Consider the following 12843-nt stretch of genomic DNA (forward strand, 5'->3'; position numbering starts at 1 on the left):
AAATATTGTAAAAAAACTGTACATTCATTATAGTTAAAACTAAAGGTACTATTTTTACGTTTATATCATGACAAACTCAGAATTATGAAAAAAATATTAAAAAGGGCTTTTTTATTGTTTTTAGCAGTATTTAGTTTTCAATCCTGTGATGACAAAGATGATGTTGCTACTTCAAAAGATTTACAAATAAATAATTTCATCTGGAGAGGATTAAATAAGGTTTACCTTTGGCAGGCGGATGTTCCTAATTTAGCTGATAACCGTTTTACAGACCAAAATGCATTAGATTCGTTTTTGAAAGGATATTCAGAGCCGGAAGATTTATTTCAGGATTTATTAAATAAACCAAAAAGCAAGTATCCAATTGGAATCGCCATTGATCGTTTTAGCTGGATTGTAGATGATTATACCGTTTTAGAACAGGAATTAAACGGAATTACAAAGAATAGTGGTATTGATTTTGGGTTAGGCAGACAATCCGAAGGATCCGAGAGTTTGGTAGGCTACATTCGGTATATAATTCCTAACTCTGATGCTTCAAAGAAAGATATTAAACGTGGTGATTTATTTACAAGTGTGAATGGCATACCGCTTACAGAATCAAATTACAGATCATTACTTTTAAACTCTGATTCTGACAGTTATACGTTAAATTTAGCTGAATACAATGGGAGTGCTTTTGTTTTGAACGGCAAATCAGTAGCGTTGACAAAAACAATTTTAGAAGAAAATCCAATTTTAATCAATAAAATAATCTCTTCAGGAAGTCATAAAATAGGCTATCTAATGTATAATGGATTTTATGCCGAATATGACAACGAACTGAATCAGGTTTTTGGAAAATTTAAAACAGAAGGAGTTACTGATTTTATTTTAGATTTAAGATATAACGGAGGAGGCTCTGTTCGTTCTTCAATTAGATTAGCAAGCATGATTACGGGACAGTTTCCAAATGATATTTTTGCGAAAACACAATATAATCTCAAACGAATGAATACGTTAAGCAGCTCACAATTAGAGTCATTAGAAGAAAAATTTGTATCAACGTTTAACGGTAATGCAGTAAATAGTTTAAAATTAAATAAAATTTACATTATAACAACAGGAAGTACCGCTTCTGCCAGTGAGTTAGTTATTAATGGTCTAAAATCACATATTGATGTGGTTCAAATTGGAGGAACCACTGTAGGTAAAAACGTTGGTTCTCAAACGGTTTATGATTCACCATCTTTATCGAAAACAAAAGTAAATCCGACACATAAGTATGCCATGCAGCCTTTGATTTTTAAAATTACGAATAAGGATAATTTTGGTGATTATACAGCAGGATTAAAACCAGATTACGAATTATCTGAAAGAGCAAGGACTCTTAGAGTTTTAGGCGAGGCATCAGGAGACCCGGAAGACGATCAGGCGGAGCCTCTACTGAACCTTGCAATCTCAATTATAAATCCAAAAAAAACAACCACAAAAAGAACACAACCAGAAAAAGGATTAACCCTTCCCTATTTTACAGACTCAAAATCAATGCGTCGTTTTGGAAAAGAAATGTATTTAGAAACCGTACCCAAAGGTTAAAACAATAAAAAACAGAAATCCCTCTAAGGCCATATATAGTTCTTAGAGGGATTTTTATATAAAGCAGAAAATTTTACTTTTCAATTTCTCTCATCGAATCCATTTTTTTATGTGCCAGGAAACCGGCAACATCTTCAAAATGTTCTTTTACACGTTTGTTTCCAAATTCGAAAACTTTAGTTGCTAATCCGTCAAGGAAATCACGGTCGTGAGAAACCAGGATTAATGTTCCGTCAAAATCACGCAATGCATCTTTGATAATATCTTTAGTTTTCATATCAAGGTGATTTGAAGGCTCATCCAGAATCAACAAGTTTACTGGCTCCAACAATAATTTAATCATCGCCAGACGTGTTTTTTCACCTCCTGAGAGTACTTTTACTTTTTTGGTAATATCGTCACCCTGAAACATGAAAGCTCCTAATATATTCTTGATTTGAGTACGAATATCTCCGACGGCAATAGCATCAATCGTTTCAAAAATGGTCGCATTTTCATCTAATAATGCTGCCTGATTTTGAGCAAAATATCCAATTTGCGCATTATGTCCAATTTCTACACTTCCTGAATCAACACCAATCTCTTTCATAATCGCTTTGATCATGGTTGATTTTCCTTCACCGTTTTTTCCAACAAAAGCCACTTTCTGACCACGTTCAATTACAATATTAGCATCTTTAAAAACAACGTGATCACCATAAGATTTAGACATCTCTTTTACAATAACAGGATACTGTCCCGAACGTGCAGCAGGTGGAAATTTCAATCGCAATGCAGAGGTATCGACCTCATCAACCTGAATAATTTCTAGTTTTTCCAACATTTTTACACGAGACTGAACCGCATCTGTTTTCGAGAAAGTCCCACGAAATCTATCAATAAAAGCCTGATTATCTGCAATGAATTTCTGTTGTTCATCGTACGCTTTCTGTTGATGAATTCTTCTGTCTTTTCTGAGTTCCAAATAATGGGAATATTTGGCCTTGTAATCGTAAATCCTTCCCATTGTTACTTCGATAGTTCTGTTTGTAATGTTATCTACAAACGCCCTGTCGTGCGAGATTACCACAACCGCTTTTGCCGAAGTCAGTAAAAATTCTTCTAACCATTGAATACTCTCAATATCCATGTGATTCGTTGGCTCATCCAGTAAAATCAAGTCCGGTTTTTGCAAAAGGATTTTAGCCAGCTCAATACGCATTCTCCATCCTCCTGAAAATTCAGAAGTCTGGCGTGTAAAATCTTCTCGTTCAAAACCAAGACCTACTAAGATCTTTTCAACTTCAGCTTCGTAATTTATTTCTTCAATAGCATAATATTTCTCACTTAAATCCGAAACTCTTTCAATTAATTTCATGTAAGCATCACTTTCATAATCAGTACGAACGGTTAATTGTTCGTTGATTTCATCAATTTCGGCTTTCATTTTAAAAATCTCACCAAAAGCTTTGGAAGCTTCTTCCATTACAGTCGATCCGTCTTTGGTCAATAAATGCTGAGGCAAATAGGCTACTACTGCATCTTTTGGGGTCGAGATACTTCCGGTTGAAGGTTTGCTTTGGCCCGCAATTATTTTTAAAAGTGTCGATTTTCCCGCACCATTTTTACCCATAAGGGCAATTTTATCATTTTCATTGATAGCAAAAGAAACATCGCTAAATAATGTAGTTCCACCAAACTGAACCGAAATATCGTTAACTGTAATCATTGGGATTTTTTAGTTTTTTAGACTGCTCAGATTTTTAAATTTCCCAGCAAGTATTTTTTTGAAGGTGCAAAGATAGATTTTAATTAGATAATTTGCGAATGCGATAATTAGATAATTATCCGAATCTCTAAAAATAAAACCCGACACGTTTTTAAATCTGTCGGGTTTATAAAAAATTATCTTATTGACTAATTATCTCATTGACACATTAATCCTTTCTCCATTTTTTGGTTTCCTCAAAAACATGTTCTAAGATTGCAGCTTCTGTTTCATCAAACTCGATATTTCTTCTTCCCATTACCAATTTAGCAGTTTCAAAAGCTTTTTTGGTAATATAAGTTGTAAATCCGGCAGCACCTCCCCATGAAAAACTCGGAACAAAATTGCGAGGAAAACCAGATCCGAAAATATTAGCGCTCACTCCTACTACCGTCCCTGTATTAAACATTGTATTGATTCCGCATTTACTATGATCCCCCATCATTAAACCGCAAAACTGAAGTCCGGTTTTGGCAAAGCCTTCTGTTTCATAACTCCATAATTTCACTTCTTCATAGTTATTTTTCAGGTTCGAATTATTGCTGTCTGCTCCAATATTACACCATTCGCCTAAAACAGAATCACCCAGGAACCCATCATGCCCTTTGTTTGAATTTGCAAAAAGAACTGCGTTTTTAACTTCTCCCCCTATTCTGGATCCCGGTCCAACTGTTGTAGCGCCGTAAATTTTTGCATTCAGTTTTACCTGTGCATTTTCACATAAAGCAAAAGGGCCACGGATAACGGTTCCTTCCATAATTTCGGTATTCTTACCAATATATATTGGTCCGGTTGAAGCATTTAAAGTCACAAACTCTAGTTTAGCACCTTCCTCAACAAAAATATTCTCAGGTGAAATAACATTCACGCTTTTCGGAATTGGCTGTGATTTTCGATCTTCTGTCAGATATTCAAAATCAGCACGAATGGCAGCGTCATTTTTAGAGAAAATATCCCAGGTATGTTCAACTGTCAGACATTCGTCACTGTATTGAATAATATCATACGAGTCAAAATCGACTTCCTCCTGATTATCAGTTGAAAAAAAAGCAATTACATCATCCCCTCTAAAAATGGCCTGGTTTTCCTTTAAATCAGAAATCATTTCTACAAGCGTATCATTGGGCAAATACGCCGCATTTATCATCACATTTTCTTCCATCTCCACCATCGGAAATTTGGCCGACAAATATTCTTCTGTAATTGTAGTGATTGTAGAACCCAATCGGGCTTCCCATTTTTGACGAATAGTCATAATTCCGATTAGAATATCAGCCACAGGCCTGGTAAAAGTAAAAGGTAATAAAGCATTCCGAACGGGACCGTCAAAAAGAATGTAGTTCATAATAATAAATTTGGTACTTGTTAAAATCTTGATTTGGTTATCAGTTCCAAAGTTACAAATATTTATGCGTTAGATTAAGAGTCTGTTTTCATAAAACAAAGAAAACTCTTCCGTTATTTTCAAATAACAGATTAAACCATAAAAAAAGCCCTCCGAATGGAAGGCTTTTGTATGAATAAAATAACTATTATTTTTTAGCGTGTTTTGCGTATTTAGTTTTGAACTTGTCAATACGTCCTGCAGTATCGATAAGTTTAGATTTACCAGTATAAAAAGGGTGAGATGTTCTTGAAATCTCCATTTTTACAACTGGATACTCAACTCCGTCAACTTCAATTGTTTCTTTTGTATCTGCTGTAGATTTAGTGATAAAAACGTCATCATTTGACATGTCTTTAAATGCAACTAATCTGTAATTTTCTGGGTGGATTCCTTTTTTCATCTTTTCTTTTATTTATTGTTTCAGAGCATTTTCGTTTTGAAGCTTTCTCATGGTTAGAAAAAGGTGTAAACAAATTATACTCTTTTTTGTTTAAAAATTTAATTATTTTTGAGTGTGCAAATTTACAATTCTTTTTTAATAAACAAATACTTAACCTGCTTTTTTTTAGTTAATTTCGAAAAGCTTTTTTTATATTCGATTATAGCGGGAATTGCTATATTTGTGGATTAATTTTAAACATATAAAAATATGATTAATGAAGTTATAAAGAAGAATGGGATTACGTATGGTGTAATGATTGGAATTGCATCTGCATTAATTACAGCTACAATATATGCAATTGATTTAAACTTATTTACTGCATGGTGGATGGGATTATTAGGTATTGTTATAAGTCTGACGATTTCTATCATTTTGCTTTCTAAAACCAAGAAAGAATTAAAAGGCATTTTTCCTTTTAAAGATGCTTTTACTACTTATTTCATAGCAGCAGTAATCGGAATTCTGATTTCTACTTCTTTTAACATTGTCCTTTTTAACGTTGTAGATCCTTCAGCAAAAGATACTTTAAACGAATTAATGATTAAATATACGGTAAACATGATGCAGAAATTTGGATCACCAGCTTCTGTAATTAATGAAACCATTGACAAAATGAAACAGTCGAATCCTTATTCAACTTTTGAATTATTAAAAGGTTCTGTTTTCGCGATAGTAATCAGCGCCGTTTTCGGATTAATTTTCGCAGCATTTTTTAAAAGCAAAACTACACAAGAATAAAAAATAAATGAATTTATCTATACTTATACCGCTTCTAAATGAAGAGGAATCACTAAAAGAACTCTACTCATGGATTATTAAAGTGATGCAGTCTAACAATTACTCTTATGAAATCATTTTTGTAGATGACGGTAGTACGGATGATTCTTGGAATATTATCGAAAGCTTTTCTAACGAAAATCCGAATGTAAGAGGAATTCGTTTCATGAAAAACTTCGGAAAATCGCAGGCTTTACATGCCGGTTTTGCAAAAGCACAAGGCGACGTCATTATCACAATGGATGCCGATTTACAGGACAGTCCTGATGAAATTCCGGGATTGTACGAAATGATTACTGCTCAAAAGTATGATTTGGTTTCAGGCTGGAAGAAGAAACGTTACGATTCTGTTGTTGCAAAAAATCTTCCTTCAAAATTATTTAACTGGGCCGCCAGAAAAACCTCTGGTGTTGCGTTAAACGATTTTAATTGTGGGTTGAAAGCCTACAAAAACGTTGTTGTAAAAAACATTGAAGTCTCAGGCGAAATGCACCGGTATATTCCGGTTTTGGCTAAAAATGCCGGATTTGGAAAAATTGGTGAAAAAGTAGTAATACATCAGGCCAGAAAATATGGCGAAACCAAATTTGGAATGGAGCGTTTTATTAACGGATTCCTTGATTTGATTACTATTTGGTTTTTATCGAGATTCGGAAAAAGACCAATGCACTTGTTTGGCGCGATTGGTTCTTTTATGTTTATCATTGGATTTTTAGCAGCAGGATATATTGGAATTTCCAAATTGTACCATATGTATACAGGGATGAAATATACTTTAGTTACAAATAATCCGTGGTTTTACATTGCCCTGACAACAATGATTCTGGGCACTCAGTTGTTTTTGGCCGGGTTTTTAGGCGAAATTATTTTACGTACTAAAAGCAATGAAGCCCGATATAAAGTTGCCCGGGAAGTTAATTTTTAACGCAATGCCCTAGCCCTGATGGGAACGGCATCCTTTTGTGGCGGGGTTCGGCACAAAAGATATAGTGAACAGCAGGATTAGCTCCTGAAAAATACTTATCTTTAATTAAAACATTAAAAAAATAGTTACATGAATATAGCACCTAATATTTTAGACGCCGTAAACGAATGGTTAACACCAACATTTGATAAAGAAACACAAGCTGCTGTTAAAGAATTAATGACCACATCTCCAAAAGAACTTGAGGAAAGTTTTTATAAAAACCTGGAATTTGGAACAGGCGGAATGCGTGGCGTTATGGGTATCGGAAATAACCGTATCAATAAATATACGCTTGGAAAAAACACACAGGGACTTTCTGACTATCTGCATGAAGTTTTTCCTAATCAGACGATAAAAGTAGTGATTGCTTACGATTGCCGTCACAACAGTAATACTTTGGCAAAAGTAGTAGCCGATGTCTTTTCTGCAAACGGAATTCAGGTTTATTTGTTTTCTGATTTGCGTCCAACTCCTGAATTGTCTTTTGCGCTTAAATATTTAGGATGTCAATGCGGAATTGTATTGACTGCTTCGCATAATCCACCTGAATACAACGGATACAAAGTATATTGGGAAGACGGCGGACAAATTGTTCCACCGGAAGATGCAGCTATTATTAAAGTAATTGAAAGCCTAACCTATGATAAGATTAAATTTAATGCGAATGAAAGTTTAATCCAGTACATAGATGCTGAAATCGATAAAGCTTTTGTTAAATCATCTATTGAAAACGCAAGTTTTAATACTCCGGCTGAAGCCAAAGATAACCTTCACATTGTATTTACTTCATTGCACGGAACTTCTATAAAATCGATTCCGGACACTTTATCTGAGGCTGGTTATAAAAACGTACATATTGTTCCTGAACAAGCGGTGCCGGATGGAAATTTCCCTACTGTTAAATCCCCAAATCCTGAAGAGCCTGAAGCACTGACTATGGCTTTAGCTTTGGCAGACAAAACCAATTCGGATATTGTAGTGGGAACTGACCCCGATTGTGACCGTTTAGGCGTTGCTGTTCGTAATAACGATGGTAAAATGATTTTGCTGAACGGAAACCAGACGATGGTTTTAATGACTTCATTTTTATTAAAGCAATGGAAAAAAGCTGGAAAAATCAATGGAAAACAATTTGTTGGTTCTACTATTGTTTCTACTCCAATGATTATGGAACTGGCTACAAGCTATGGTGTAGAATGTAAAGTTGGTCTGACCGGATTTAAATGGATTGCCAAAATGATTAAGGATTTCCCTGAACTTCAATTTATTGGAGGTGGTGAAGAAAGCTTTGGTTTCATGGTTGGCGATGCAGTTCGTGATAAAGATGCTGTGGCTGCAACTCTATTGATCTGTGAAGTGGCTGCTCAGGCAAAAGCTGCCGGAAGTTCTGTTTACAAAGAACTTTTACAGCTTTATGTTGAGAATGGTTTCTACAAAGAATATTTGGTTTCTTTAACTAAAAAAGGAATTGAAGGTTTGGAAGAAATTAATCAGATGATGATTAATTTAAGAGAAAATCCATTGAAAGAAATCAACGGGCAAAGAGTAATCATGGTCGAAGATTATCAGTCCTCTGTTGCTTTGAATTTACTGACCAGTGAAGAATCTGTAATGGATATGCCGAAATCAAACGTTTTGATTTATTATACCGAAGACGGTTCTAAGATTTGTGCCAGACCAAGCGGAACTGAGCCAAAAATCAAATTCTATATTAGTGTAAATGCTGAAATTGAGTCGGTTTTGGATTTTGATGCAGCAGAAAAATTCTTAGATCAAAAAATACAAAATATCATTGCAGATATGCAATTAAGTTAAAATAACGAACTAAGTATAAAATTTTCTTAAGCCCTGATTGTATTTTCTCAATACAAATCAGGGCTTTTTTTATAAAAAAAAGCAAAAAGAAATTGAAACCTCCCTAATTCGATTAATTTTGTGCGATAAAAAAATAAATTTCAAAAAAATAAATGAGTAATTTCAAAAAAATACTACCTTTTATATATCCCTATAAAAAATATGCATTTTTAAACATCTTTTTTAATGTTTTGTATGCACTTTTCAGCACCCTTTCATTCATGGCATTAATTCCGATGATACAGGTTTTATTTGACAAAACAAAAAGAAACACAGTGATGCCTACTTATCAAGGAATCGCACACATAAAAGAATATGGAGAAAACTACTTAAGCTATTATATCACCACCAATACTGACCAAAACAATCCCGGTTTTGTACTTTCGGTTATGGTCGCCATCATTATTTCTATATTCCTGTTAAAAAACCTGGCTGATTATCTGGCCATGTTTTTTGTTACTTATTTGCGAAATGGCGTTTTGAAAGATATGCGAAATGCGATGTATAAAAAAACACTGGAATTACCATTGGCTTTTTTTTCTGAAAAACGAAAAGGAGATGTTATTTCAAGAATTTCTGCGGATGTCAACGAAGTCCAGACTTCTTTTTTAGCCATCTTAGAACTCATTGTAAAAGAACCTTTAACCATAATTTTTACCATAATCGCTATGTTAATCCTTAGCGCCAAACTAACTTTATTTGTTTTTGTATTCATTCCGGTTTCAGGGTATATTATTTCGTTAATTGGGAAACAGCTTAAAAAGAAATCCAGTAAAGCACAGCAGGAACAAGGCACCTTTTTATCTACCATTGAAGAAACTATTGGAGGATTAAAAGTTGTAAAAGGATATAATGCTGAAAATTATTTCACTACTGTATTTCAAAATTCAACTGACCGTTTCTTTAAATTATCAAACAGCATCGGACATCGTCAGAATTTAGCTTCTCCGGCAAGTGAATTTATGGGAATTATGGTAATTACCATTTTATTATGGTACGGAGGCCAGATGGTTTTGATCGAAAAAACATTAGACGGAGCATCATTTATTGCTTATATGGGGCTTGCTTACAACATACTTACACCTGCAAAATCAATTTCAAAAGCATCCTATGCTGTGAAAAGAGGAAATGCAGCTGCTGACCGGGTATTGGAAATTTTAGAACAGGAAAACACAATTGTTTCTAAACCAAAAGCCCTTGAAAAAGAAACTTTTGACAATAACATTAGTGTTCAAAACATCAATTTCAAATACGAAAACGAAACGGTTTTAAAAGACTTTTCTCTTGAAATCAAAAAAGGTCAGACTGTTGCCCTTGTTGGACAATCAGGAAGCGGAAAGAGCACAATTGCAAATTTGCTAACCCGTTTTTATGATGTCAGTGAGGGATCTATTTCTATTGACGGAGTTAACATAAAAGAAATAAATCTTCAGTCCCTTAGAAGTCTGATGGGTTTGGTTACCCAGGACAGCATTTTATTTAATGACACTATCAAAGCCAATATTTCTTTAGGAAAATTAGATGCTACAGATGACGAAATCATTGAAGCTTTAAAAATAGCCAACGCATTTGAATTCGTAAAAGAATTGCCTTTAGGAATCTACACTAATATTGGCGACAGCGGAAACAAATTATCAGGAGGCCAGAAACAACGTTTATCTATTGCACGTGCAGTACTTAAAAACCCGCCAATTATGATTCTCGATGAAGCAACATCAGCACTGGATACCGAAAGCGAGAAATTTGTTCAGGTTGCCCTTGAAAACATGATGCAGAACAGAACCTCAATTGTTATTGCTCACCGCCTTTCTACGATTCAAAAGGCGGACTTAATTGTCGTAATGCAAAAAGGACGAATTGTAGAGCAAGGAACCCATGAAGAATTAATTGCACACAACGGCACCTATAACAAACTGGTAACAATGCAGTCTTTCGAATCTTAAGATTCACTTACAATAACCTTATTAATTTACACAGATTAAGGAAACATTAAAACTGAGTTTAATTTCCTTAATCTGTGTTTATTTTTATAACTTTAGGTTAGTTAAAGAATAAATCATTTAATTCTCTCAGAATGTATCTTAACAACCCAAACATCAAACTGCCTGACGATCCTGATACCGTTGTCTGGAAATACCTTGATCTATCTAAATTTCTTGATTTATTACTCTCAAAAAAATTATTCATGTCCCGATCTGACAAATTTGAAGATCAGTACGAAGGGACTTTCAGTGAACCAACTTTCGAAGAAATTAAAAAACTCGCCATCGACAACCCTGAGTTTTTAAATTATTATAAAACACATCGGGAAAAGGTAGCTGTCAGCAGCTGGCATATTAACGAATACGAATCGTTTGCCATGTGGCAGATTTTCACACAAAACAGTGAAGGATTAGCTATACAGTCCACGATTGGAAGATTGCAAAAAGCAGTAAATCCTGAGCAAAATTTTGATCAGTATATCGGTGAGGTAAATTATATCGACTACAAAAAAGAATATATTCCGTTTGATGATTCCTTCTTCCCTTTTTTATTTAAGCGAAAAAGTTTTCAATACGAACGTGAAGTACGCATTATTACAGACACGTCCCAAAGTACTTTAAAACTGAATGAAGGATTAAAAATCAATGTTGACATTAATGAGTTAATCGAAAAAATATACATTCATCCTAAATCAGAAAACTGGTATAAAAAACTGGTTATTGAATTGGTAGATCGCCTGGGATTTGGACTAGAAATAGAAAAATCAGATCTGGAAAGCGATATTTTGATTTGAGTTTTTAAAGTTGCTAAGATTCTGAGGTACTTAGCTACTGAGTTTTTTCTAGCCACAATAAAAAACCGTATAGAAATTTAAAATTTCTATACGGTTTTCCTTTTTATTTATTCTAAAGGCAGAATCTTTTCTATCTGCTGCAAAACCTTAGAAGCTAAGTACCTCAGAATCTTAGTATCTTAAATAGGCTTATAATTTTTCACTTCCCAGTTTTTTAAAGCCAAATCGATATAATTATAATGCAAAACATCGTTTTTATCAAACTGCCCATTTTGATTGGTATCTTCAATTGTTCTGAAATACAGACGATTTTTTGATTCAATTATATTCCAGTCTACAAGTTCCTGTAAATCCGTAGAAACTTTTGTAAAGTTTTCTCCGCTAATATCACTAAGATAAAGGGTTTTGATATCACCTGTATCTATCTTACCATCTTTATTCGTATCCGAATCTGTAAGCGTATAAACCATGATTCTATTTTGTGTTTTATCAGCAATTGTTTTTAAATATGTCGCTGTTAGAATTAAAATAGGTTTATCAGACAGCGGTCGTATGGAATCTGAATCTGTTTTTTGAAATTTCAAATTTTGTAAATAACCCGTAATTTCATATTCCCCTAAATTAGAAATAGTAAAACTTACATCATTTACACTTGAAGACCCGTAACGGGCTTTCGACCCTTTTTCAAAAACCCGTAAATCTCCAACAGGATGTATCAGATAGTTAGTTCCTTCCATCTGGATTGGCAAATCTGCCACTTCAATTTGTGTTGAATCTGTTTTACTGACACTTACTTTGTTCGAGACATCATAACTCACTTTTGGTTTTTGAACTTCTTCGCGGCAGCTGATTAGTGTTCCGACAATTGCTAAGGCTGTATATTTAAAGTACTTTTTCATCTGCAAATTATATTCGATTATCAAATATACTATTTTTGATTGTATTATTGGTTTTTATTGAATTTTACTAATGAAAAGATGTTAATTAGAACAATTCCTAAATAGGCTGGAAAAACAATCCAGTTCTTTCTATATGAATCAATAACCCCTCTTTCTTCTTCTTCTTCTTTCTTTTCTTTTTCTAATTCCTCAACATAAACACAACCACAATATTTAGTTGTCTTTTTTTCTTTAATTAATACTTCATTTTTAAACTGAGGAATTATAAAGATCCAAATATCATCATCATACAGCATCCATGTTGAAATATTTTCTATATAAAGCATATCTATTATTTCAACAAAAACTTCATAGGACAGCTTTTTCCCTAAATGTACTCTAATTCCGTTTACCGTATCGAGGTTATTTTTCATTTT

Annotated in this window: 11 protein-coding genes; 6 read left to right on the plus strand and 5 right to left on the minus strand. The window is 33.9% G+C overall.

The features are described from left to right. Window positions 1-84: 84 nt before the first annotated feature. The gene (locus GXM16_RS07515; protein ID WP_163393787.1) at window positions 85-1578 is read left to right on the plus strand and encodes a S41 family peptidase; all 1494 of its coding nucleotides are present in this window, start codon (window positions 85-87) and stop codon (window positions 1576-1578) included. A 73-nt stretch (window positions 1579-1651) separates the two neighbouring features. Here GXM16_RS07515 and GXM16_RS07520 read toward each other — a convergent pair whose 3' ends face one another. From GXM16_RS07520 to GXM16_RS07530, 3 genes are all read right to left on the minus strand, one after another. Beyond that, a complete protein-coding gene (locus GXM16_RS07520) occupies window positions 1652-3286 on the minus strand; it encodes an ABC-F family ATP-binding cassette domain-containing protein (RefSeq protein ID WP_163393788.1) in 1635 nt (544 codons plus the stop codon). Window positions 3287-3494: 208 nt separating this feature from the next. Then, window positions 3495-4670, minus strand: coding sequence for a GlmU family protein (locus GXM16_RS07525; RefSeq protein ID WP_163393789.1), 1176 nt, complete (start codon window positions 4668-4670; stop codon window positions 3495-3497). Window positions 4671-4857: 187 nt separating this feature from the next. Continuing rightward, window positions 4858-5112: a type B 50S ribosomal protein L31 gene (locus GXM16_RS07530; protein ID WP_011921626.1), complete on the minus strand. Its 255-nt coding sequence runs from the start codon at window positions 5110-5112 to the stop codon at window positions 4858-4860. A gap of 249 nt (window positions 5113-5361) precedes the next feature. On the opposite strand from GXM16_RS07530, the gene GXM16_RS07535 reads away from it, so the two are divergent. The 5 genes from GXM16_RS07535 to GXM16_RS07555 all read left to right on the plus strand — a co-directional run bounded on the left by GXM16_RS07535 (window position 5362) and on the right by GXM16_RS07555 (window position 11528). Then, on the plus strand, window positions 5362-5892 hold the full coding sequence (locus GXM16_RS07535; RefSeq protein WP_163393790.1) for a DUF4199 domain-containing protein: 531 nt from the start codon (window positions 5362-5364) through the stop codon (window positions 5890-5892). 7 nt (window positions 5893-5899) lie between these two features. Then, window positions 5900-6856, plus strand: a complete 957-nt coding sequence (locus GXM16_RS07540; protein ID WP_163393791.1) for a glycosyltransferase family 2 protein — start codon at window positions 5900-5902, stop codon at window positions 6854-6856. 129 nt (window positions 6857-6985) lie between these two features. Beyond that, entirely contained in the window at window positions 6986-8713 is a 1728-nt protein-coding gene (locus GXM16_RS07545; protein ID WP_163393792.1) for a phospho-sugar mutase, read from the plus strand. Window positions 8714-8865: 152 nt separating this feature from the next. Beyond that, window positions 8866-10695 carry an ABC transporter ATP-binding protein gene (locus GXM16_RS07550; protein ID WP_163393793.1) on the plus strand — a complete coding sequence of 610 codons (1830 nt, stop codon included), beginning with the start codon at window positions 8866-8868 and terminating at the stop codon, window positions 10693-10695. Between the two features lie 131 nt (window positions 10696-10826). After that, window positions 10827-11528, plus strand: a complete 702-nt coding sequence (locus GXM16_RS07555; RefSeq protein WP_163393794.1) for a DUF2971 domain-containing protein — start codon at window positions 10827-10829, stop codon at window positions 11526-11528. A gap of 179 nt (window positions 11529-11707) precedes the next feature. Here GXM16_RS07555 and GXM16_RS07560 read toward each other — a convergent pair whose 3' ends face one another. Both GXM16_RS07560 and GXM16_RS07565 read right to left on the minus strand, forming a co-directional pair. After that, window positions 11708-12427, minus strand: coding sequence for a hypothetical protein (locus tag GXM16_RS07560; RefSeq protein ID WP_163393795.1), 720 nt, complete (start codon window positions 12425-12427; stop codon window positions 11708-11710). Between the two features lie 44 nt (window positions 12428-12471). Beyond that, entirely contained in the window at window positions 12472-12840 is a 369-nt protein-coding gene (locus GXM16_RS07565) for a hypothetical protein (RefSeq protein ID WP_163393796.1), read from the minus strand. Window positions 12841-12843: the final 3 nt, after the last annotated feature.

This window comes from Flavobacterium limi (assembly GCF_010645075.1).
Taxonomy (GTDB): Bacteria; Bacteroidota; Bacteroidia; order Flavobacteriales; family Flavobacteriaceae; genus Flavobacterium; species Flavobacterium limi.

What these genes read in the sequence shown, in the direction of transcription:
- GXM16_RS07555 (WP_163393794.1), top strand. Translation starts at nt 10,827, where the DNA reads ATGTATCTTAACAACCCAAACATCAAACTGCCTGACGATCCTGATACC.
- GXM16_RS07530 (WP_011921626.1), bottom strand. Translation starts at nt 5,112, where the DNA reads ATGAAAAAAGGAATCCACCCAGAAAATTACAGATTAGTTGCATTTAAA.
- GXM16_RS07520 (WP_163393788.1), bottom strand. Translation starts at nt 3,286, where the DNA reads ATGATTACAGTTAACGATATTTCGGTTCAGTTTGGTGGAACTACATTA.
- GXM16_RS07550 (WP_163393793.1), top strand. Translation starts at nt 8,866, where the DNA reads ATGAGTAATTTCAAAAAAATACTACCTTTTATATATCCCTATAAAAAA.
- GXM16_RS07545 (WP_163393792.1), top strand. Translation starts at nt 6,986, where the DNA reads ATGAATATAGCACCTAATATTTTAGACGCCGTAAACGAATGGTTAACA.
- GXM16_RS07535 (WP_163393790.1), top strand. Translation starts at nt 5,362, where the DNA reads ATGATTAATGAAGTTATAAAGAAGAATGGGATTACGTATGGTGTAATG.
- GXM16_RS07515 (WP_163393787.1), top strand. Translation starts at nt 85, where the DNA reads ATGAAAAAAATATTAAAAAGGGCTTTTTTATTGTTTTTAGCAGTATTT.
- GXM16_RS07565 (WP_163393796.1), bottom strand. Translation starts at nt 12,840, where the DNA reads ATGAAAAATAACCTCGATACGGTAAACGGAATTAGAGTACATTTAGGG.
- GXM16_RS07560 (WP_163393795.1), bottom strand. Translation starts at nt 12,427, where the DNA reads ATGAAAAAGTACTTTAAATATACAGCCTTAGCAATTGTCGGAACACTA.
- GXM16_RS07525 (WP_163393789.1), bottom strand. Translation starts at nt 4,670, where the DNA reads ATGAACTACATTCTTTTTGACGGTCCCGTTCGGAATGCTTTATTACCT.
- GXM16_RS07540 (WP_163393791.1), top strand. Translation starts at nt 5,900, where the DNA reads ATGAATTTATCTATACTTATACCGCTTCTAAATGAAGAGGAATCACTA.